Annotated in this window: 19 protein-coding genes and 2 pseudogenes; 5 read left to right on the top strand and 16 right to left on the bottom strand. The window is 66.0% G+C overall.

What is annotated here, in order from left to right; genetic code table 11:
- Positions 1-124 precede the first annotated feature (124 nt).
- Positions 125-1,831, top strand: a complete 1,707-nt coding sequence (locus tag AC0L3X_RS14655; protein ID WP_063984605.1) for a S8 family serine peptidase — start codon at positions 125-127, stop codon at positions 1,829-1,831.
- A gap of 511 nt (positions 1,832-2,342) precedes the next feature.
- A complete protein-coding gene (locus tag AC0L3X_RS14660) occupies positions 2,343-3,065 on the top strand; it encodes a TIGR03809 family protein (RefSeq protein ID WP_231145230.1) in 723 nt (240 codons plus the stop codon).
- A gap of 28 nt (positions 3,066-3,093) precedes the next feature.
- Here AC0L3X_RS14660 and AC0L3X_RS14665 read toward each other — a convergent pair whose 3' ends face one another.
- The 16 genes and pseudogenes from AC0L3X_RS14665 to AC0L3X_RS14740 all read right to left on the bottom strand — a co-directional run bounded on the left by AC0L3X_RS14665 (position 3,094) and on the right by AC0L3X_RS14740 (position 18,190).
- Entirely contained in the window at positions 3,094-4,464 is a 1,371-nt protein-coding gene (locus AC0L3X_RS14665) for a TIGR03808 family TAT-translocated repetitive protein (protein ID WP_063984604.1), read from the bottom strand.
- Between the two features lie 231 nt (positions 4,465-4,695).
- On the bottom strand, positions 4,696-5,352 hold the full coding sequence (locus AC0L3X_RS14670; protein WP_354131480.1) for a pyroglutamyl-peptidase I: 657 nt from the start codon (positions 5,350-5,352) through the stop codon (positions 4,696-4,698).
- On the bottom strand, positions 5,349-6,338 hold the full coding sequence (meaB, locus tag AC0L3X_RS14675; protein WP_063984602.1) for a methylmalonyl Co-A mutase-associated GTPase MeaB: 990 nt from the start codon (positions 6,336-6,338) through the stop codon (positions 5,349-5,351). Before meaB ends, AC0L3X_RS14670 begins: the two co-directional genes overlap by 4 nt.
- A gap of 51 nt (positions 6,339-6,389) precedes the next feature.
- Complete coding sequence (locus tag AC0L3X_RS14680) at positions 6,390-7,901, bottom strand: tripartite tricarboxylate transporter permease (RefSeq protein WP_063984601.1); 1,512 nt, start codon at positions 7,899-7,901, stop codon at positions 6,390-6,392.
- Positions 7,902-7,905: 4 nt separating this feature from the next.
- Positions 7,906-8,397 carry a tripartite tricarboxylate transporter TctB family protein gene (locus AC0L3X_RS14685; protein ID WP_063984600.1) on the bottom strand — a complete coding sequence of 164 codons (492 nt, stop codon included), beginning with the start codon at positions 8,395-8,397 and terminating at the stop codon, positions 7,906-7,908.
- A 191-nt stretch (positions 8,398-8,588) separates the two neighbouring features.
- A pseudogene (locus AC0L3X_RS14690) lies at positions 8,589-9,580 on the bottom strand (tripartite tricarboxylate transporter substrate binding protein).
- Positions 9,581-9,711: 131 nt separating this feature from the next.
- A complete protein-coding gene (locus AC0L3X_RS14695; RefSeq protein ID WP_063986552.1) occupies positions 9,712-10,485 on the bottom strand; it encodes an RsiV family protein in 774 nt (257 codons plus the stop codon).
- A gap of 32 nt (positions 10,486-10,517) precedes the next feature.
- Positions 10,518-10,814, bottom strand: coding sequence for a nucleotidyltransferase family protein (locus AC0L3X_RS14700; protein WP_063984599.1), 297 nt, complete (start codon positions 10,812-10,814; stop codon positions 10,518-10,520).
- Positions 10,815-10,851: 37 nt separating this feature from the next.
- The gene (gene scpA / locus AC0L3X_RS14705) at positions 10,852-13,008 is read right to left on the bottom strand and encodes a methylmalonyl-CoA mutase (protein WP_063986551.1); all 2,157 of its coding nucleotides are present in this window, start codon (positions 13,006-13,008) and stop codon (positions 10,852-10,854) included.
- A gap of 23 nt (positions 13,009-13,031) precedes the next feature.
- Entirely contained in the window at positions 13,032-13,496 is a 465-nt protein-coding gene (locus tag AC0L3X_RS14710) for a GFA family protein (RefSeq protein ID WP_063984598.1), read from the bottom strand.
- Positions 13,493-15,364, bottom strand: coding sequence for a methylmalonyl-CoA mutase family protein (locus AC0L3X_RS14715; RefSeq protein WP_063984597.1), 1,872 nt, complete (start codon positions 15,362-15,364; stop codon positions 13,493-13,495). Before AC0L3X_RS14715 ends, AC0L3X_RS14710 begins: the two co-directional genes overlap by 4 nt.
- 81 nt (positions 15,365-15,445) lie before the next feature.
- The gene (gene folK / locus AC0L3X_RS14720; RefSeq protein ID WP_063984596.1) at positions 15,446-15,937 is read right to left on the bottom strand and encodes a 2-amino-4-hydroxy-6-hydroxymethyldihydropteridine diphosphokinase; all 492 of its coding nucleotides are present in this window, start codon (positions 15,935-15,937) and stop codon (positions 15,446-15,448) included.
- Between the two features lies 1 nt (position 15,938).
- On the bottom strand, positions 15,939-16,307 hold the full coding sequence (gene folB / locus AC0L3X_RS14725; RefSeq protein ID WP_008553485.1) for a dihydroneopterin aldolase: 369 nt from the start codon (positions 16,305-16,307) through the stop codon (positions 15,939-15,941).
- On the bottom strand, positions 16,304-17,164 hold the full coding sequence (gene folP / locus AC0L3X_RS14730) for a dihydropteroate synthase (RefSeq protein WP_063984595.1): 861 nt from the start codon (positions 17,162-17,164) through the stop codon (positions 16,304-16,306). Before folP ends, folB begins: the two co-directional genes overlap by 4 nt.
- A 228-nt stretch (positions 17,165-17,392) precedes the next feature.
- Positions 17,393-17,800, bottom strand: coding sequence for a DUF4332 domain-containing protein (locus AC0L3X_RS14735; RefSeq protein WP_071915663.1), 408 nt, complete (start codon positions 17,798-17,800; stop codon positions 17,393-17,395).
- 24 nt (positions 17,801-17,824) lie between these two features.
- On the bottom strand, positions 17,825-18,190 hold the full coding sequence (locus AC0L3X_RS14740; RefSeq protein ID WP_063984593.1) for a hypothetical protein: 366 nt from the start codon (positions 18,188-18,190) through the stop codon (positions 17,825-17,827).
- A 348-nt stretch (positions 18,191-18,538) separates the two neighbouring features.
- Between AC0L3X_RS14740 and AC0L3X_RS14745 the strand changes: the two genes are divergently transcribed.
- The 3 genes and pseudogenes from AC0L3X_RS14745 to AC0L3X_RS14755 form a co-directional block, all read left to right on the top strand.
- Positions 18,539-20,164 carry a helicase HerA-like domain-containing protein gene (locus tag AC0L3X_RS14745; protein WP_473316495.1) on the top strand — a complete coding sequence of 542 codons (1,626 nt, stop codon included), beginning with the start codon at positions 18,539-18,541 and terminating at the stop codon, positions 20,162-20,164.
- A gap of 337 nt (positions 20,165-20,501) precedes the next feature.
- Positions 20,502-21,785, top strand: a complete 1,284-nt coding sequence (locus AC0L3X_RS14750) for a glycosyltransferase family 87 protein (protein ID WP_187387766.1) — start codon at positions 20,502-20,504, stop codon at positions 21,783-21,785.
- A gap of 24 nt (positions 21,786-21,809) precedes the next feature.
- A pseudogene (locus tag AC0L3X_RS14755) lies at positions 21,810-21,999 on the top strand (hypothetical protein); the annotation flags it as partial.
- Positions 22,000-22,109 lie beyond the last annotated feature (110 nt).

Below are 22,109 nucleotides of genomic sequence, written 5' to 3' on the forward strand. Positions count from 1 at the left end.
TGTCCCCCGTCCCCTACTACCCCGGGGGGGGGGGGGCCCCCCCCCCCGCCGGCGGCGGGGGGGGGGGGGGCGGGGGGCGCCCCCCCCCCGGGGGGGGGCGCCCCCCCCCCCCCCCGCTGCACCGATGACGCGCAAGTCCGAGAGTAAGTCGCGAGCCGGGGCCTACGCTTCATCGGTCGGAGCTGCACTCCTGCTCGCCGGTCTCGGCGTCGAGGTTGCGCAGGCGCAGGCGATCATGCGCACGCCGACGATCAGCGTCCCCACGCGCACCCCGACCATCTCTCCCAGCATCGCCGCGCGCGTCAGCCCCGGTGTCGGTGCGCGGGCTGTCGGCGTCGGCCCCGGCCCGCGTTCTATCCCTGCTATCCCGCGTACCACCACCACGGCGCGGATGAGACCGGTGCTGCCCTATGCGCGCTATTCGCCGAACCTGTACCCCGCCTGCACCGCCCCCTATCGCGACGCCGACGGCGAATGCCTGGCGCAGCCGGGCGCAGGCGGCGATGGCACGGGCAAATCGGGCAAGAAGAGCGCCGGCAAGGGGCGGGGCAACAGCACGCCGGCCGCCGTCGACTTGCGCACCTTCGCCAACGAATTCGTGGCCGAGATCGACGGCGCGCTGTCGGCGACCGAAGCCGACGAGCTTGCGCGTCGCCACGGCCTGACGCGTGTCTCATCCGAGAATTTCCCGCTGATCGGGGCGACGTTCGGCCTGTTCCGCATCACGGACGGCCGGCCTTCCGAGACGGTGCGGCGTGAGTTCGCCGCCGACGGCAGCGTGCGCTCGGTCCAGCCGAACTTCCGCTACGTGCTCCAGGATCAGAAATCGTCGGTGCCTACCGAGGGCGATCCCGCGCAATACGCGCTGGCCAGGCTTCGCCTGCCGCAAGCGCATACGCTGGCGCACGGCGCCAACGTGACGGTTGCCGTGATCGACTCCGGCATCGACGCCCAACATCCCGAGCTCGCCCATTCCATCGCCGACAACTTTGATGCGCTCGGCAGCGCCGAGGGCCCGCATGTCCATGGCACCGGCATTGCCGGTGCCATCGTGGCGCATGCCAAGCTGATGGGCAGCGCGCCCGAAGCGCGCATCATCGCCATCCGCGCCTTTGGCGGCTCGACGGGTGGAGCCCAGAGCTCGTCCTACATCGTCCTGCGCTCGCTGAATTACGCCGCCGAGCACGGCGCGCAGATCGTCAATATGAGCTTTGCCGGTCCGAAGGACGCCGTGATCGAGCGCGCCATCGCGGCGGCCGCCGCCCGCGGGCTGGTGCTGATCGCGGCCGCCGGCAATGCCGGCGCGAAATCGCCGCCGCTCTATCCGGCCGCCAATCCCAACGTGATCGCGGTCAGCGCGACCGACCAGCAGGACAAGCTGTTCTCGGCGTCCAACCGCGGCAATTACATCGCGCTGGCGGCGCCTGGCGTCGACATCTTCCTTCCCGCGCCGGACGGCAAGTACCAGATGACCTCGGGGACCTCGTTCTCGGCCGCCTATGTCTCGGGCGTCGCCGCGCTGCTGCTTGAGCGCAATTACACGCTCAAGCCGGAGGCGCTGCGCATGACGCTGGCGAAGACAGCGCGCGACCTCGGTTCACCCGGCCGTGATGATCTCTTCGGCGACGGTGAGGCCGACGCGTTTGCCGCGGTGATGGCCGTTCCCGTCGACAACGCGACGCCTGTTGCGGCTGCGTCGGGTACAACAAAACGTGAAGATGCCGAGAAGCGTCGCGACGAGCCTGGCGTCCGCGCGATCGAACAACCCTCGCTGTCGAGCGCAGGCGATAAATCCACGATTTCTCAGGCGGATAGGCCGGCGACGCGATAGCGGCTGCGACAACTTTGCGCGCGGTGCGAGGGCCAAGAAATCGAACGCCGCATTGAACGTTCAGCCGGCTGCCACGACCAAATTATGTGGGAGCGGTCATCCCTCCCCATAAGTCATATCAGGCGCGAGCGCCCATCCACCCCAAGCGCCCATATGGCTCGACCCGTCCGGTTGTCCCCCCGGACGGGTCTTTTCTTTTCAGGCGTCTGATTTCTTGAACCGCTCGGCGCGATCAGCTTCCGGTTGAACGAACGTGGCGGCGCCCCTTGTCGGCGTCCGCGAGTCGCCCCGCAGGCCGGTTATGCTTGTGCGAAGCTTGACTCGAAAACACAGCAATTGTCCGCACGACTACGGTGATTGACGACGACCGGCGTGTCGTTGCTGGACAAGTCAAAACTTTTCCACAAAATATTCATGTCGCGTCTAAATTGATTCGTGTGCGTTGCGTCGCGTCCGTATTTTTCTCCCAACGGGCTGGTTTATGACACATCGCCAAGAGGCTGTTCGCGACGTGGCGCGTGGCCGCGACATTGCGGCACGCTGGTGCGCTCTCGCCGAGCAGCGGCTGGAACATCTCTCCGAAATGTTCGAGACCGGACGGTGGCGCCGCTATCACTCCGAGATCGCATTCCTCGAAAACATCCAGGAAGCCAAGCGCGCCGTCCAGACCTGGCGCGCTCTCGCGACCGGTGCTGACGTGGCCGCGGCGGCCGCGAGTGTCTCGCCCGTATTCGGCTGGTCGCCGGCGACCATGCCCCGCGTGTTTCCGCGCGACCAACAGGCGCAGACCGTGCAGCCGAAGGCCGTCCGCATCGCCGCGGAGACCACCGTCCCGGTCAGGCTCGCAGCCAAGCCGGAGGTCCTTGCCGAAATCACCGAAGCCCCGCTCGTGCCGCGAGCGACGCCTGCTGCGATGGCATTGTTCACTGCGCCGGCCGCTGTCGCGCCGCTCAAGGCTCCCGCTGCGCGGGCGCCACTCACCGCACCCGCCGTGAGGTCGCCGGTCGCCGCGCCTGCCGCAATGGCGGCGTTCACCACGCCTGCCGTGAAGGCGGCGTTCACCGCACCTGCCGTGAAGGCGCCCCCCGCCACGCCTGCTGCAATGGCAACGCTTCTGCCGCAGTTCGCCCCGCCCGCCGCCGAAATCGTCGCCGCACCCGAGCGCGTCGTCGAATTCACCTTCAGCCTCGACGGCCTGCAAGCGAAGTACCCGCTGCTGAGGAACGCGTTCTAGCGTTTGGGCGCCGGGATGAGGGCGGCAGCTACCGCCGCACCGCATTGCCGCCGACCACCAGCTGCGCAAAGCGCTGTGCGCCGTCGGCCGACAGATCCGACGTCACTGCACGGGCGTGATCGAGCCCAACCACGGCGCCGCGCGGGGTTTCCGAGATCATGTTGTTGTTGACGAGCGCGGTGCCTGCGCCGGACACCACGGAGACGCCGACGCCGGCCAGCGCCTTGCGGATCACATTGCCCGTGATCGCGACGTCGCGCAGATATTTGCCCCAGCCGGCGACGATGCCATAGGACGGCGCGTTCTCGATCACATTGCCGGTCACGGAGCTGTCAGCCTCGATGTAGATGCCCACACCGGCATCGTCGTCGGGGGCGGTGCCGATCGGCCGCTTCGGGATCAGATTGCGGATGATGTTGCCCTGGACCACCGCGATGCGGCCGCCTTCGTTGAAATTGCAGACGGAGACGCCGACGGCGGCACCATCGACCGTGTTGTTGGCGATCATCGCGGCCTCGAACGCGAACTCCGAATAGAGCGCGACCTCGCGCACGTCGCTGACGCTGTTGCCTGATATGTGGATGTTCGACGCCGAATTGCCGCGCACCGCCGAGTAATCGCAGTTCCTGATGCGATTGCCGCGCACGATCACGTTGCCGGCGCGAAACGCGTTGATGGCGTTGCCGTACTGGCCCGAGCCGCCGGGGCCGGCCTTGATGTCCTCGATGCGGTTGTCAGTGACCAGCGTGCCGTCGTCGCCGATTGCGGTGCGCAGGATCTCGATGCCGTTGTCGTTGGTGCCGATGATGGTGTTGCGGGACACGCTGAGGCCCTTGGCGTCGAACGAGACGACTGCCGTCACCGCGATGTTGGTGAAGATGTTGCCCGAGATGTCGCCGGACACCTGCTCGAGCCAGATGCCGCTGCCGCCGGAGCCGGTGATCTCGCAATCGGTGATGCGGACGTCACGCCCGCCGAGGACATGGATCAGTCCGCGCCGCGTCGGCAGCGGGATGCCGCCGCCGTCGAAGATGAGGCCGGTCAGGCCGATCGAGTCCGACCCGTCGCTCTGGATCGCTGCGGCCCCGCCGGTGAAGATGATTTTTGTCGCGCCGCGCACGCCGATCAGCTGGGCGCCATTCGGCAACCGCAGCAATCCGCTGCGGTAGATGCCGGGTGGCAGCGCCAGCGGCATCTGTGCCCGCGCAGCGTCGTCGATGGCGCGCTGGAGCACGCGGGTCTGGTCCTCGCTGCTGCCGGGCCGCACGCCGTATTGCGTGGCATCGCGGCCGAGCAGGGACGTCAGCGGCGCCGCGCGCGCGGCGTCGGCCGGCATGGCGAGGGCGCCCGCGATGCCTGCGGTCGAAGCTCCGATGAGATGACGGCGATTGAGGTCCATGACGCATCCTTCGGCGGACGCGGGAGGTCCGCGACCGACTAGGTAGCGCAGGGTGGCTGGGGCGGTGAGGATTGTTCGCGGTAGGGTTAAATGTTTACCGCAAAGACGGTGCCGTAGGGTGGGCAAAGCGACTTGTCCGCCGTAGCTCGAAGAGCGAAGGCGGAAGCGTGCCCACCATTGTTACACGAATGCGGATGTATGGTGGGCACGGCGCGACGCGCCTTTGCCACCCTACGAAATCTGAGTGTTCCGCTGCTTCCTTGCCAGCCCCACCAGCTCCATCAGCATCGCTTCCCCCGCGTCCACCAGCTCCTCCAGCGTAATCCGGGCTGCGCCCTTGCGCCGCACCGCGCCGCTGCGGGCGAGCAGGGGAATGTGGATGAACGCCGCAAGCTGCGGTCCGCCCGCCCTCACATTCTCGATCGCGCGCCAGCTCAGATAATTGCAGAGATAGGCGCCGGCATCGCGCGAGGCGCGCGCGTCGATGCCGGTGAGGCGCGCGGCGCGCAGCAGCCTTGCCGTGTGCGGACCGAACGTCATCGCGTCCGCATGGCCGGCGATGCCGCGCTTGCTGGAGCGGGTGTTGGCGGCATCGGGCCAGAGCATGGTGACGGCGTTGCGTGCGCGGGTCTCGATGCGGAGGTAAGGCGTACGCGCGGCGAGGCCGAGCATCAGCAGCGCGTCGGGCTGTTCCTTCGCGAGCACATCAGGCAATTGCCGGTCGACCGCGGCATAGGTGACCGGGAAGATGTGGCTCGCGAGCGCGACATCGTCGAGCGCCGGACGGCGCAATTGCGCCAGCCGCGCGACCAGTGGCTGGGTCGGGTTATAGGGCGCGCCGGGAAACGGTCCGAACCCGGTGAGGAGAATGCGGAGCTTTTCGCTCATTGCAGCAACTCCAAAATCTGCTCGGCGGCGAGTGCCGGCGTGAGATGGCCTTCGGCCACCTCAGCCTCGATCTTCCTGACCTTGGTCCGCACCGACGCCTCGCTGCGCAGCCGCGCCAGCATGCGCTGCTCCAGCATCGACCACATCCATTTCACCTGCTGCTCGCGCCGCCGTGCGGCGAAATCGCCGGACGCGTTCATCGCCTTGCGGTGATCCAGAACCTTCTGCCAGAGTTTTGCGATCCCGTCGCCGGTCAGCGCCGAATAGGTCTCGACCGGCGGGTGCCAATGCTCGGATCGCGGCGCCAAAATATGCAGCGCGCCGCGATAGTCGGCGGCGGTGATGTTGGCGCGCTTGAGGTTGTCGCCGTCGGCCTTGTTGATCGCGATCATATCGGCGAGCTCGACCAGACCCTTCTTGATGCCTTGCAGCTCGTCGCCGCCGCCCGGCAGCATCAGCGCGAGGAAGAAGTCGGTCATGTCGCAGACTGCGGTCTCGGACTGGCCGATGCCGACGGTCTCGACCAGCACGACGTCGAAGCCGGCGGCCTCGCACAACAGCATGGCCTCGCGCGTCTTGGCGGCGACGCCGCCGAGCGTGCCTGACGATGGGGAGGGACGGATGAAGGCGTCATTGGAGGCTGACAGCCGCGCCATCCGCGTCTTGTCACCAAGGATCGAGCCGCCGCTGCGCGCCGAGGACGGATCGACCGCGAGCACCGCGACCTTGTTACCCTGTTCGATCAGGTACGTCCCGAGCACGTCGATGGTGGTGGACTTGCCGACGCCGGGCGAGCCGGTGATGCCGACGCGAACCGCCTTGCCGGTGTCGGGCAGCAGCATCTGCACCAGCTCGCGCGCCAGCGCCTGATGGTCGCCGCGCCGGCTCTCCGCCAGGGTGATCGCCCGGGCGAGCGCCGCGCGACTGCCGGCGCGCAAGTCGCGGGCGAGGGTCTTGATGTCCAGCGAGGCCTTCTTCTCAGTCATGCCCTGCTTTACAACGCCCCGCCGAGGCAGGCGAGGGCCGCTCGCCCGATATCACCGAGTCGTTGCCGCCGCTGTCTGCACCGGCTTCACCTTGCGCCAGACCCACACCAGCACCGGCCAGAGCAGCGCGCCGATCGCCATGGCGGCGAGGATCGCCGCGACGGGTCGCTCGAAGAACGGCAGGATACTGCCGTCGGACTTGATCAGCGACGTCACGAAGGCCTGCTCGACCATGGTGCCCATGACGATGCCGAGCACCATCGCGGCCACCGGATAGCCGTTCGCCTCCATGACATAGCCGATGATGCCGAAGGCGGCGACGGTGACGACGCCGAACATGTTGTTGCCGATCGCGAACGAGCCGACCGCGCAGCACAGCATGATGATCGGCATGATGGCGGAGCGCGGCGCCAGCAGGATGTAGGCGGCGATCCGGATCATGGCGATGCCGAGCGGGATCATCACGATGTTCGCGATGATGAACATCAGGTAGATCGCGTACATGCTCGACGCCTTCTCGGTGAACAGCGTCGGGCCGGGATTGAGCCCCTTCATGTAGAGTACGCCGATCGCGATCGCGGCGATGGTGTCACCGGGAATGCCGAACAGCAGCGACGGCACCCAGCCCGAGGCGATGCTGGCGTTGTTGCTGGCGCCGGCCTCGACCAGGCCCTCGACATGGCCGGTGCCGAATTTCTCCGGCTCCTTGGAGAAGCGTTTCGACATCGCGTAGGAGACCCAGGCGGCCATGTCGGCGCCAGCGCCGGGCAGCACGCCGATGATGATGCCGATGATGTTTCCACGCGTCATCTGCCAGTGATACTTCTTGGTCAGCTTCCACTGGCCGGCCATGATGCTTCCGAATTTTCGCCGCGGCAGCGGCGGCGGCTCGGGCGTCAGCATCGCGCGCATCACCTGTGCCACCGCGAACACGCCGACCAGCGCCGGGATCGGCTCGATGCCGCCGAACAAATCGGTGATGCCGAAGGTGAAGCGCGGCACGCCGCCGGGATTCTCGATGCCGATGCAGGACACCAGCAGGCCGAGGAACATGCCCGCGATCGCCTTCACCGGCGAGGAGCGCGCGACCAAAGTGGCGCACATCAGGCCGAGCAGCGCCAGCCAGAAATATTCGAAGGTCGAGAACGACAGCGCGATCTCGGCGAGCGGCGGCGCCAGGATCATCAGCGACAGCACGCCGGCGATGCCGCCGATGGCGGAGAACCAGACGCCGGCCCCCAGCGCCAGCTCGGCCTGGCCCTTGCGCGTCATGGCGTAGGCCTCGTCGGCATAGGCGGCCGAGGCGGGGGTGCCGGGAATGCGCAGCAGCGCGCCGGGGATGTCGCCCGAGAAGATCGCCATCGAGGAGGCCGCGACAATGGTTGCGATCGCCGCGATCGGCGAGAGGTAGAAGGTGACGGGGACGAGCAGGGCGGTCGCCATCGTCGCCGACAGGCCGGGCAGCGAGCCGATCACGAGGCCGTACACGGAGGCTGCGAACATCGCGATGATGACCTCCCAGGTGGAGATCAGCGCGAATGCTTCAATCAGGGTTTTCAGCATGGGATCACCAGGGCGTCGGCAGCAGGCCGGCGGGGAGCGGCACGCGCAGCAGCTTGCCGAAGATGAGGTGGATGCCGAACGGCGACAGCGCCGCGAGCGGCAGCGCCAGCTTCCACTTCGCCCCGAGCGCGGTCGAGGTGACGTAGACCATGATTGCCGCGGTGATGATGAAGCCGAGCCGGTCGGCGGCGGCGACGTAGAACAGCAGCAGCGCCGGCGGCAGCAGGGCGCGCAGGCCGTAGAGCTTGCTCTGCGGCGGCGGTGCGGCGGCTTGGCCGTCTTCCAGTGGGATCAGCTCTTCCTCCTCCTCGAAGGAATGGCCGATGCCGAACACGATCGCGAGCCCGCACAGCGCGAGCCCGATACCGATCACGAGCGGAAATACGTTGGGGCCGACCGGCTGCCCCGGCACCGGCGGCAGGATCCAGCCGCCATAGGCAGCCGCCGCGCCGAGCACGACGAGAAACGATCCCGTGACGGAGTCGGGAAGACGCATGTGAGAATCCTATGCGAGGTATTCTCCCTCTCCCCGCGCGCGGGGAGAGGGTTGGGGTGAGGGGGGCTCTCCGCGGGGAAGGTGAGAATTGGACTTGTGGAGAGTCCCCCTCACCCGGAATCCGCGCTTCGCGCGAATTCCGGCCTCTCCCCGCAAGCGGTGAGAGGCGATCAGAGCATCGCAGGTGCGGATCACGCCTTGCTCAGGCCGGCGGCCTTCATCGCCTCGCCCATCTGGGCGTCGCCCTTGTCCATGAAGCTTGCGAACTGACCGGCATCGCCCCACACCGTGCCGAAGCCGCGGTTGCTCATGAAGTCCTTGAACTCGGCGGAGTCGTAGACCTTCTTCAGCGCTGCGGTGAGCTTCGTTGCGATCTCCGGCGGCAGGTTCTTCGGTGCGCCGATGCCGCGCCAGGCGCCGGTTGCGTAGTCGATGCCCATCGCCTCCTTCAGCGTCGGCACGTCCTTGAAGATCGGGTTGCGCGCCGGCGCCATGATGGCAAGGCTCCTTGCCTTGCCCGCCTCGATGATGGCGCGCGCCTCCGGCACCGAGCACGTCGTGAGGTCGAGGCCGCCGGCGGCGAGATCCTGCATCGCGGGCGCAGCGCCATTCGACGGCACCCAGGCGACCTGGTTGGCGGGCAGGCCCATCGCCTGCATCCAGCCGACCAGCGCGAGATGCCAGATGCCGCCCTGGCCGGTGCCCGACGCCTTGAACTTGCCGGGGGGCGCCGCCTTGATGGCTTCGGCGAGCTCCTTGACGGTCTTGTAGGGCGAGGAGGAGGAGACCTGGATGCCGGGCGGGTCCTCGTTCATCAGCGCCAGCGGCGTGTAGCTCTTCGGCGTCAGCTCGGTGAGGCCCTGCCAGTGCATCATCGAGATTTCGACGGTGAGCATGCCGATCGTGTAGCCGCCGGCTGTGCGGTCGCGATCGCGCTATGGCCGACCACGCCCGAACCGCCGGTGCGGTTGACGACGTTGAAGGGCTGGCCGAGATCCTTTTCCAGCAGGGCTGCGACAATGCGCGCAGTCGCGTCGGTGCCGCCACCGGCGCCCCAGGGCACGATCACGGTGACCGGCCGGGCCGGATACGCCTGTGCGCGCGCGGGTGTGAGACCGAATGCGGCGGATGCGGCAATCGCGGCGGAAGAGGCCGCAAAAGTGCGGCGCGAAATCTTGGACATCAATGCCTCCCAGCGGCGCCCGTGACACCGGGCGCTCTTGTCAATGAAGGCATTCTAGTCGGCTTTGCGGCGCCGCTGCAAGGTAGCGCTACCACAGCGCTGTGAGCAATGTGTCGCTGCTCAAAACATCATCACTGCGGCTCCTCGGCGTCGCCCTTCGGCCGCGCGCCGCCGAAGATGCGTATGCCTTCCGCCGTGAGATAGGTCTTCAGCGTTTCCCACGGCACGAAGGCGACATATTCGCCCTCGGCGTAGGGGCCGACCGCGTAAGGCGGATAGTGGAAGGTGAGCCCGGAACTCTTGCCCGCTTCGGTTGACGGCGCGAGCGTCACCGCGCCGATCTTGAGCAGGCTCGGCTCGACGCTCTTGAACCACTCGTCGGTCGCGGTCTCGCTGGTGTCGCGCTTCTTCTTCTCGACTCTCAGCGAAGCGATCACGGCCTTCACCATCGCCTTCATGGTTGCCCCGTTGTCGGCGGTCTCGGTGAAGAACGGGCGGATCGAGATGCGCTTGTGCTCGCTCTTGTCCCACAGGATCGTGTTCACGTCCGAATTGGGATGCGCGCCATGAGTGTCCATGTAGTCGTTGCGCAGGACGCTGACATAGCGATCGCCGACCACGGAGCGGATCGCATATTTGCGTTCGAAATCCCAGCCGCCCTCCTTGAAGAACTGCGGATCTTCCTTGCGCGAGGCGGCGGCCTCGGCCGCGTTCTTGTCGAGCCACTTCCTGCCTTCGGCCAGGCAATCCGCCGCCAGCGTTGCATCCGCCTTGATCCTGTCGTCGAGGAAGATGCGGGCGTCGATGCTCTTGGTCTTGATGACGGCGTCGGGCTTGGGGTCCGCGGCGAGGGCGGAGATCACGCACGTTGCGCTAAGCGCCACGGCGACGCTCAAACCGATCATGAACTTCAAGGGGAATGCTCCTTACGTGAGCGTCAGAATATTTCGAGGATGTCGTCTGCGATCTGCTGCGCAGAGTGGGGGGAGGCGGAGCGCCGGACGGTCGCCTGCGCCTGCAGGCCGGTTGCATCCTCGATGATCTGCTCGACGTCGATCAGGTTGAGCAGCGAGAAAGAGGCCTCCGGTTCGACCTCGACCAGGACATCGATGTCGCTGTGCGGGTGATAATCGTCGCCGGCCCGACAGCCGAGGATGGCGAGCTTCGAGACGCCCTTGGCTTTGATGGCATCAGCGTTCTGGCGTATCGCAGCGATGAGCTCATCACGTGTCATGGAGACAATCCGGCCGGTGATGCGGCCAGCGTACCATCTACTCCGCCGCCTCGCTATGCCCGAGCCGGGCATTCAGCTTGCGGATCAGCTCCTCGGCGGCTTCCGCGATCACCGTGCCCGGCGGGAAGATGGCTTCGGCGCCGGCCGCATAGAGCGCGTCGTAATCCTGCGGCGGCACCACGCCGCCGACGATGATCATGATGTCGTCGCGGCCCTGTTTCTTCAGCGCGGCCTTGAGTTCAGGCACTGCGGTGAGATGGGCGGCGGCGAGCGAGGAGACGCCGAGGATGTGCACGTCGTTCTCGACCGCCTGCCGCGCAGCTTCATCCGCCGTGGCAAACAGCGGCCCGATGTCGACGTCGAAGCCGATGTCGGCGAAGGCCGAGGCAATCACCTTCTGGCCGCGGTCGTGGCCGTCCTGGCCGATCTTGGCGACCAGGATTCGCGGCCGGCGGCCTTCCGCCTCCTCGAAGGTGTCGATCAGCGCCTGAACCTTCTCGACCTGGTTACCCATGCTGGACGCCTCCCGCTTGTAGACGCCGGTGATGGACCTGATCTCGGCGCGGTGCCGGCCGAACACCTTTTCCATCGCGTCCGAGATTTCGCCGACGGTCGCCTTCGCCCGTGCCGCGTCGATCGCGAGTGCGAGCAGATTGCCGTTGCCTTCGCCGGCCGAGCGCGTCAGCGCGGCAAGCGCCGCGTCGACGTCGGTCTGGTTGCGCTCGGATTTCAGCCGCGTCAGCTTGTCGATCTGGAGGCGGCGGACATTGGTGTTGTCGACCTTGAGGATGTCGATGGGAGCCTCATCCGTCGGCTTGTACTTGTTGACACCGATCACCGCCTGCTTGCCGGCATCGATCCGGGCTTGCGTCTTGGCCGAGGCCTCCTCGATGCGCAGCTTTGGCACGCCGGCCTCGATGGCCTTGGCCATGCCGCCGAGCTCCTCGACCTCCTGGATGTGGCCCCACGCCTTCGCCGCGAGATCGCGCGTCAGCCGCTCGACATAATAGGAGCCGCCCCAGGGATCGATGATGCGGGTGGTGCCGCTCTCCTGCTGCAGGAAGAGCTGGGTGTTGCGGGCGATGCGCGCCGAGAAGTCGGTCGGCAGCGCCAAGGCCTCGTCGAGCGCGTTGGTGTGGAGCGACTGGGTGTGGCCTTGCGTCGCCGCCATCGCCTCCACCGTCGTGCGCATCACATTGTTGAACACGTCCTGCGCGGTCAGGGACCAGCCCGAGGTCTGGCAATGCGTGCGCAGCGAGAGCGAGCGCGGATCCTTCGGGTTAAAGGGCTTCAACAGCTTCGCCCAGAGCAGGCGCGCGGCGCGCATCTTGGCGACTTCCATGAAGAAGTTCATGCCGATCGCCCAGAAGAACGACAGGCGCGGCGCGAAGCGGTCGACATCCAGGCCCGCGGCAAGACCGGCACGGAGATATTCGACGCCGTCGGCGAGCGTGTAGGCGAGCTCGAGGTCCTGCGTCGCGCCGGCCTCCTGCATGTGATAGCCGGAGATCGAGATCGAATTGTATTTCGGCATCTTCGTGGAGGTATAGGCGAAGATGTCCGAGATGATCCGCATCGAGGGCGCGGGCGGATAGATATAGGTGTTGCGCACCATGAACTCTTTCAGAATGTCGTTCTGAATGGTGCCCGAGAGCTTTTCCGGCGGCACGCCCTGTTCGCCGGCGGCGGCCACATATAGCGCGAGGATCGGCAGCACCGCGCCGTTCATGGTCATGGACACGCTCATCTGGTCGAGCGGAATGCCTGCGAACAGCGTGCGCATGTCGTAGATGGAATCGATGGCAACACCGGCCATGCCGACGTCGCCGCCGACGCGCGGATGGTCGCTGTCATAGCCGCGATGGGTGGCGAGGTCGAAGGCGACCGAGAGGCCCTTCTGTCCGGCCGCGAGGTTGCGGCGGTAGAATGCGTTGGAATCCTCCGCCGTGGAGAAGCCGGCATATTGCCGGACGGTCCAGGGCTGATTGACATACATGGTCGGGTAAGGGCCGCGCAGGTAGGGCGCGATGCCCGGATAGGTCTCGAGGAAATCGAGCCCGGCGAGATCGGCCTCGCCGTAGGCAGGCTTCACCAGAATGCCCTCGGGCGTCAGCCACGGCTCGGCGCTGCCGGTCGGCGCGGCGGTCGCGGCTCGCTCGAAGGCGACGTCGGCGAAATCAGGAATGCGGCTCATGGTTTCAACCATATCATAAACGCTCAATCATGATCCGGATGCTGATGGCTGACGATGGTCGCCATCTTCTCCGGTCCGTAATTCTGTTGCGTGGTCTGGCTCGGCAAATTGGAGATTCCGACCACCCAGCCGAGGCGGGATTCAGTTCCGTATTGGCGCGTCGGCACCAACTGGTCGGGCCGGTCGAAGGCGCCGGTCATGATCTCGATCCGGTCGCCGTCGATGCGGCCAAAGCTCAGCGGCGTGCCGCAGGCGGCGCAATAGCCGCGATCAGCGATCGAGGAGGAGCGGAAGAACGCCGGCTGCCCCTTGCTCCAGGCGAAATCCGTCCGGTTGATGTCGGCGAAGGACGCGAACGGCGCGCCGCTCGCCTTCTGGCACATCCGGCAATGGCAGATCGAAACCCGGTTGGGGGTTGCCGAAATCGCAAAGCGCACCGCGCCGCATTGGCAGCCGCCGGTGAAAACTGGTTTGCCCGCCTCGCTCATGCCTGCTCCATCCGTCGGTAGGCGTCTTGCAGTGTCGCAAGCGCATCGCCTCCGGCGAAGACAAAACCCGTGACGCCGGCCGCACGGAGCGCCGCCTCGGCATCGGTCGGACGGCCTGCCAGATAGATAAGTCGCGCGCCGGCCGTTTGCAGGGCCTTCGCCGCGGCGTCGGCGTGTTCCGGATAGACCTTGTCGCTGGAACAAAGACAGGCGAGCTCGGCGCCGGAGGCCTTGAATGCGGCGGCCAATTTGGCCGGATCGGCAAAGCCCTCGCTGTCGACGGCCTGGATGCCGCCGGCCTCGAACAAGCTCTTGGCAAAGGTCGCCCGCGCCGTGAAATCGGCGGGCGTGCCGAGATTGGCCAGAAACACCTTTGGCCGCGCACCGCGCGCCTTCAGCGCCGCATCGGATTTGTCGCGCAACGCCTCGAACGGTTCCGCCAGCCGGATCGGCGGCAGCGCATCGAACTTGTATTTCTGCTCGCCGTAGGGAGCGAGCTTGACCGGCGTCGCCGTCAGCACCGCCGTCTCGCGCTCATGCAGGTTGGGAAACTCGCTGGCGCCTGTCAGCACGTCGCGGCGCTTTGCGATGTTGGCGTCGCGCGCCTTTCGCGCGGCCGCGACCTTGCTCTGGAACAGACCTTGCTGAAGCGCGGCGAAGGCGCCGCCGGCTTTCTCGCTGTCCTGGAACAGCACCCAGGCGGCGTCGCAAAGCTGTGCGGTCAATGTCTCGATGCCGCCCGCGCCGGCGGCGGGATCGCTGACCTTGGCGAGGTTGCTTTCTTCCAGCAGCAGGGCTTGCGTATTGCGCGCCACGCGCCGCGCGAATGGATCAGGCAGCCCGAGCGCCAGCGTATGCGGCAGCACGGTGATTGCATTGGCGCCGGCGAGCCCGGCCGCGAATGTCGCGATGGTCGCGCGCAGCATGTTCACGTAAGGATCGCGCTGCGCCAGCATGCGCCAGGCCGTATCGGCGGCAATGAACAGCGGCTTCGGCGTCAGCCCGCACGCCGTCTCGATGCGCGCCCACAGCAGCCGCAGTGCACGGAATTTTGCCATTGTCAAAAACTGGTCGGCATCCGCAGAGAGCCGCGCATAGATCATGTCCTGCGCCTGCTCCAGCGGAACGCCGGCGCCCTCGATCGCGCGCAGATAGGCGACGCCGCAGGCGAGCACGAACGCGAGCTCCTGCACCTCGGAGCCGCCGGCATCGTGGATCACGCGCCCGTCGGCGGACGCGAACGGTCCCTTGAAGCCGAGCGCGGCGAGCCCCTTGATGGCGCCGGTGACGGCCGGAACGATCTCGTCCCATGTGTAGGGGCTGTGACCCCACACCGCGCCGGCCGCAAGCGGATCGAGCCCGAAGCGGATGTTGCAGGCGGCGGGATCGAGGCCGTTGCTCTTCACATATTCCGCGACATGGATCGCCGCCATCCGCGATTGCGGACCGATCTGGAGCTCGATGCCGATGCCGGCATCGAGATGAATATCCTTGAAGACCTTTGCGACCGCATCGGCCGAAGGTTCCAGCCCGAACCCGTGAGCGCCACTGCCGCCGGCGAACACCAGCGCGAGACCCGTCGCGCCATTTTCGAGATCGGTCAGCGCCTGCGCATTCGCGAGCGCCGCATCGGGATGGTCGATCCGCTGCATGATCTGCCACGGCGCGGCGGCAGGCCGTCCCACCACGGGCGCAACGCCCCGGGCGCGCGGATAGAGAGGGTCGATCTTGAGGCCGTCATAAGTCTTGCCGACCAGCTTCTCGAACGGCGCGCCCTTCAGCACGCCGTCGACCAGCTTGCGCCAGTCGTCGACCGTGGCCTTGGGGAAATCCGCCGCCAGCGGCAGGTCGTCAGTCACGGAGGTCATACGGCCAAGGGCTCCCAAAAATCTTGTTGTTCGCGGGCGAAATTGCCACGGCCGGCCGTCGCTGCAAACGGTTGTTTTTGGTTAACCGGTATCCGGAAGCCGCTCAATGCCTTGCGTCGAGACGCTGGCAAGCCCGTCACGCACACGAATGCCTGAGATCACGCGGTCGGGCGCGATTTCGGCCAGCGGCACCAGCACGAAGGCGCGCTCGAACAAGCGCGGATGCGGCAAGGTCAGGTCGGGTTTCTGCAAGCTGACATCGTCATAGGCGATCATGTCGAGATCGAGCGTGCGCGGGCCCCATTGCCTCTCCTTGTTCCGTGTGCGGCCGAATTTCTGCTCGACCTTATGCATCACGAACAGGAGCGCATGCGGATCGAGGCTGGTTTCGATCTCGACGCAGGCATTGATGAAGGGATCCTGGTCCTCGTCGCCCCAGGGCGGCGTCGCATAGTCCGAGGAGCGCGCGATCAGCGCGGCTTGCGCCATGCCGCAGATGTGCGAGATCGCCTTCCGGAACGTCGCGCGGACATCGCCGACATTGCCGCCGAGTGCGATCAGCACGCTCGCCATATCAAGGATGCCGCGAGCGCGTCAGCATGATGCCGACGTCGTCGAAGATCGCGGCGATCGGCGCATGCGGCTTGTGCACGGTGATCTTCACGGCGCGGATGCGCGGGAAGTGCGACAGGATGGCATCGGCGACCGCGCCGGCCGCCCGCTCCAGGAGCTTGTAGTTGGTGTTCTTGAACGCCGCCGTCGTGGTCGCCACGACTTCGGCATAGGACACCGTATCGGCGAGCCGGTCGCTGCGCGACGGCTCCGACAAATCGGTATAGAGCTCGAGATCGATGACGAAGCGCTGGCCGACTTCGGTCTCGTGATCCATCACGCCGTGGCGGGCGTGGATCGACAGGCCGGTGACGAAGATCGTATCGGTCATTGCTTGCTCTCGATTGCATTCGCGACCCGCAGGGCCTGCAAGGTCTCGGCGACGTCATGCGTGCGGATGATTTTGGCGCCGCGCTGTGCGGCGATCAGATGCGCAGCGATCGAGCCGGCGAGCCGTTCCTTCGGCTCCGAGGGCGACACCGAGGCGATGAAGCGTTTTCGCGAGGCACCAACGAGGATCGGCAGGCCGAACATGTCGAATTCGCGCAGCCGCGCCAGCGCGGTCATGCTCTGCTCGGCCGTCTTGCCGAAGCCGATGCCGGGATCGAGTACGATCTTGTCGCGCGCGATGCCGGCCTTGGCGGCGATATCGAGCGAGCGCAGGAAGAACGCTTTCATGTCCGTGACGATGTCGATGGCGGAATCGACGGCCTCGCGGTTGTGCATGACGATGACGGGGACGCCGCGCGCGGCGATGAGCTGTGCCATGCCGGTGTCGCGCTGCAGGCCCCAGACGTCGTTGGCGATCGCAGCGCCTTGGTCGAGCGCAAAGGCTACGACTTCAGCCTTCATGCTGTCGATCGACACGGGGACGCCCAGCGCCACCACGCCTGACAGCACCGGCTTCAGCCGGGCCAGCTCGTCCGCGGCCGTCACCGGCCGGGCGCCCGTGTAGGGCCGGGTGGACTCGGCGCCGATGTCGATGATGTCGACGCCGGCCTCGATCATCGCCCGCGCCCGCGCAAGCGCCAGCTCGGGCGCGATAAACTCGCCGCCGTCGGAGAAGGAATCCGGGGTGACGTTGAGCACGCCCATCACTGCCGGAATCGGCCGCTCCAGCAGCGTCCGCAGCACGTCGGGCCCGGCCGAGCCGGCCGGCGGGACGGATGGGGAGGGCGAGGCATTCATGCGGCCCGCTTTAGCGGTCGGGGAGGGGGGATTCAAGGTGGGAGGTGGCGAATGTCGATGTGTTCGCGGAGCATCGATCGCCTCCGCTGTCATTGCCCGCGAAAGCGGGCAATCCAGTATTCCGAGGCCGTGCGGTGATACGGAGGAGCCGCGGCGTACTGGATACCCCGCCTTCGCGGGTATGACACCGAGAGCTAACGCGGCAGGTCGTATGCCGAGGGAGATGCCCTAATACGTGATCTTCGGCGGCAGCTTCTTCGCCTTGGCGATGATGTCGCCGACCGATTTTTCCGAGGGCAGGATGCGGACGAGCTTCTTCTTCACGTTGGCTTCCCGCATGCTCTGGGCCAGCCGTGCCGGATTCCGATAAGCGAGCTCGCGCACGGTGGTGACGCCGGCGGCGCGGACGAGGCCGACCTTGGCCCGGCCCATCCCGGGAATGCGCATGTAGTCGGAGACGTTGGCCCATTCCAGCAACTGCTGCTCGCTGATGCCGGTCTTGGCGGCGAGCGCCTTGCGACCCTTCACGGTCGAGGCCGCCTCGAGCAGCGCGTCGGTCGTGCGGATTCCTTGCGCCTTCAATTTGTTGGCGGCAAAGGCTGGCAGGCCCTCAATCTCGGAGATCGGATATGTCATGATGCTCGATATGAAAAGCGTCGCTCAGGCGAACTGGCTGAGGCCCGGCGTCCCCGCGATGATCTTGCCCATCTGATCCGCTCCGATTTTGTCTCGGCCGTAGCGGAAAAGTTCACGGGCAACGTTCTGAATCTCGGACATGCCAAGTCCCAGGCCCATCAGGCGCGTGCCGACGGCCATCAGGCCGCCGCCCATCAGCCGCGACAGTCCGCCGCCGCTCCTGGACGCTTCTATCGCCGCTTCTGCACCGGGAATCTGATCGATCAGCGCTTCGACGTTCTCGGAAGGACCTTCGCTGCGGAGGAAGCCCAGGATAATGCCGACGGTCTTTTCAGCCACAGCACCATCTATGCTGGCGTTCGACGCCAGCCGCCCGATCAGCTCGTCCATAAGGCCCGCCCCTCAGCCGGTTTGCATGCCCGAGTATTGCTTCCGAAATGATCTTGATCCGGAGCGATGTGAAATACAAGCGATGAACGTACGCAAGGTTCCGATTCACTCTCGAAGGCGCGAAAAGTGTTGCAACGATGCAAGAGCGGAGATGGATTCAGCGAAAAATTGCCGCGGTGCGAACGCGTCATTCCTACTTTCGGCTGATGTCGGCGGTATGTTTCCGACAATGTCGCATGCTCGGGGCGCGTTGAACGGTTTTAATCCGCACGCGACATGCGTTAAACTACGGAGCAGGTGCATTCGAGTTTCAATAGGCGAAACACGGCAGAGAGATCAGAGAGAAGCATGACCGCACAGGACAGCAAGCTCGGCGACACCGACGACAAGATCTTCGTCGGCAAGGGAGACGAGCAGGCATGGCTGACGCTGGCGCTTGCCAATCGACACGGCCTCGTCACGGGTGCAACCGGGACCGGTAAGACGGTATCGCTGCAAGTCATGGCGGAAGGATTTGCGCGCGCCGGCGTTCCGGTCTTCGCATCCGACATCAAGGGCGACCTCTCCGGCATCTCCGAGGTCGGCGAGGCCAAGGATTTCATTGTCAAGCGTGCCACCGAGATGGGGCTGACGTTCCAGCCCGACCAGTTCTCGACGGTGTTCTGGGACGTGTTCGGCGAACAGGGCCATCCGGTGCGGGCGACCGTCACGGAGATGGGGCCGCTTCTGCTCGCGCGCATGCTCGACCTGAACGACGTGCAGGAAGGAGTGCTCAACGTCGCCTTCCGCGTCGCCGACGACAACGGGCTGACCCTCATCGACATGAAGGATCTGCGCGCGCTGCTCGATGCCATCGTGCCGGATGCCGGCAAGAAGGGGGCGGACGCCGAGGAAAGCCCGCTTGCCGACATCAAGAAGGAGGCCCAGGGTTTTGGCAACGTCACCAAGGCCACCGTCGGCACCATCCGGCGCCAGCTTCTGGTGCTCGAGAACCAGGGCGGCACCAAATTCTTCGGTGAGCCGGCGCTGACGCTGAAGGACTTCATGAAGACCGACCGCGACGGCCGCGGCATGGTCAACATCCTTGTTGCCGACAAGCTGCTGCAGAGTCCACGGCTTTACGCGACATTCCTGCTGTGGATGCTGTCAGAATTGTTCGAAGAGCTGCCCGAGGCCGGCGACCTGCCGAAGCCGAAGCTGGTGTTCTTCTTCGACGAGGCACATCTGTTGTTCAACGATGCGCCGAAGGCGTTGATGGACAAGATCGAGCAGGTGGTGCGTTTGATCCGGTCCAAGGGCGTCGGCGTCTATTTCGTGACGCAAAACCCCGTCGACGTGCCCGACCGCGTGCTCGGGCAATTGGGCAACCGTGTGCAGCATGCGCTGCGTGCCTTCACCCCGCGCGACCAGAAAGCGGTCGCCGCAGCGGCCCAGACCTTCCGGCCCAACCCGAAGCTCGACACCGCCAAGGTGATCATGGAGCTCGGCAAGGGCGAGGCGCTGGTGTCCTTCCTCGAAGGCAACGGCACGCCGACGATGGTCGAGCGTGTCATGATCCGGCCGCCATCGGCCCGCATCGGATCGATCACGCCGGAAGAGCGCAAGGCGATCATGGATGCGAGCCCGGTGAAGGGCAAATACGACACCGCTGTCGATGCCGAATCTGCCTACGAGATGATCCAGAAGCGGATTGCCGGCACGGCTGCGACTGCCGATGCCGGTGCGGCCGACGGAGGTGGCGGCGGCATTCTCGGCCAGATCGGCTCGATGGTCGGCACCATCTTCGGCACCAACGTCAAGCGCGGCCGCCTGTCGGCGGGCCAGGTCATTGCGCGCGACGTGACGCGATCGGTCACCAACCAGGTGATCGGGGGGATGGCGGCCAATCTCGGCAAATCGGTCGCCGGCCAGCTCGGTGGCTCGATCGGCCGCACCCTGGTGCGAGGCGCGCTCGGCGGGCTGCTGCGTCGTTAGGCAGAGAAGCCAGGTTTGAGGCACCAAGCCTCCACAGCGTCATGGCCGGGCTTGTCCCGGCCATCCACGCCTTACTTGCAGCTCTAAGAACCTGGATGCCCGGGCCTTCGCCTCGCCGAAGCGGCTTCGGCCGCGCAGGCGGGACAATCCCGGGCATGACGAGATCTCGCGAGTGTTTAGATGCGATTGCCCCGCACGCCGGGCGAGGCCGAACACCATAAATTCAGGTGAGGGGGGTTCTCCAAGCGTCCGTCGGTCTGCTACGTGCTATTTGTTGCCGACGGGACATAATGTGACATCACCGAATCTATCAGACAAACTTGGCCCGCACAGAGCCTTGTCGCTACGTGCGCCGCTCGATCTGCTCTTCCTGATCTGCTGCGTCCTCCTGACCGCCGACGTGCTCGTTCCCGAGATATTCGGCCACGGCAAGACCAAGGATTATGGGCTGTGGTACTGGGCCGGACAGCAGGTGCTGCACGGCGGGTCGCTCTATCCCGACGAGATCGGCGAGTATTTCGAATTCATCTATCCACCGCTGCCGGCGATCCTGCTGGCGATCCCGAGCTGGTTCGGCAAGATCCCGCTCTATGTCGTGCTGTCGATCCTGAACGTGGTGGCATGGTGGTACACGGGCAACTTCTCCAATGCCATGACGGGATCGGGCCGCAGGCCCGGCCCGTGGCTCGAAGCGCTGCCGGCCATCGTCACCGTGACCTTCGTGTTCGACATGTTCGACCTCGGCCAGCCGAACCTCGTGCTGCTGGCGATGATGCTGTGGGGCTTCTGGTCGTTGCAGCATCAGCGCTCCTGGCTCGCAGGCTTCCTGTTCGCGCTCGCCACCGCCATCAAGGTGTTTCCGATCGCGGTGCTGCCCTATCTGATCTGGCGCAGGAAGTGGGCGGCCACCGTCGCGACGGTCGCTTTCACCGGCATCCTTCTCTATGTCGTGCCTGCACCGATCCGCGGCTTCGAGCGCAACGCGGCCGAGCTCAAGACCTGGTATCAGGGCATGGTCGGCACGAGCTCGGAAAAGGGCTTTGGCCAGCGCGACGAGCAGAACTGGTCGTGGGTCAACCAGTCGCTGATTGCCGTCACGCATCGCCTGGTCCGCCCGATCAACTACAATCAGGAAGATCCCAGCAAGCCACCGCGCACGATGAATGTCATCGACGTCGACTACAAGACGGCGAACTTGATCGTGCTGGCGTTATCGGCGTTGCTCGGGCTCGGCTTCCTCGCGGTGATGCCGTCGCAAGCGCGGCGAACGGCGCGCTCGGATGCGGAGGAGCTCGGCATCCTGTTCTGCCTGATGACGGTGGCATCGCCGCTGGCGCGGCAATACTACTTCATGTGGCTGTTCTTCCCGATGACGGTGCTGATGCATCGCGCCGCCTTCGACGCGCGACCGAACGTGCGGCTGGGAACCTGGCTCGCGCTGGGCGCCGCCGGCATCCTCATGCTGCTGTCGCTGCCGTGGTTTCCCAATGTCATCCAGGCCTGGGGCAATAACCTTGTCGCGACCGCCATTCTTGCGGGTAGCCTCGCATGGCACATCCGGCATCCGCCGGTTGCGGCTGGCTCCGAGGCTGCGGCAGCGCTAAAACCCGGTACCTCTTGAGACTCAAAAGTCAGGAATACGACCATGGCCAATGCGCAGCTTCAATCGGTGCTCGATCACATCGACAAGGATTTTGACAACAGCCTGGAGCGTCTGTTCTCGCTGTTGCGGATCAAGTCGATCTCTGCGGATCCGGCTTTTGCCGCCGACTGCAAGGCCGCGGCCGAGCATCTCGCCAAGGACATCGCGAGCCTCGGTGTCGCCACTGAAGTGGGGGCCCCCCCCCCCCCCCCCCCCCGCCGCGGCGCGGCCGCGCCCCCCCCCCCCCCCCCCGGGGGTTTTTTTGGCGCGGAGTAGGGGGCCGCCGGGGCGACGCCCCGCGGG

It is taken from the genome of Bradyrhizobium sp. MI1.7 (assembly GCF_055811795.1).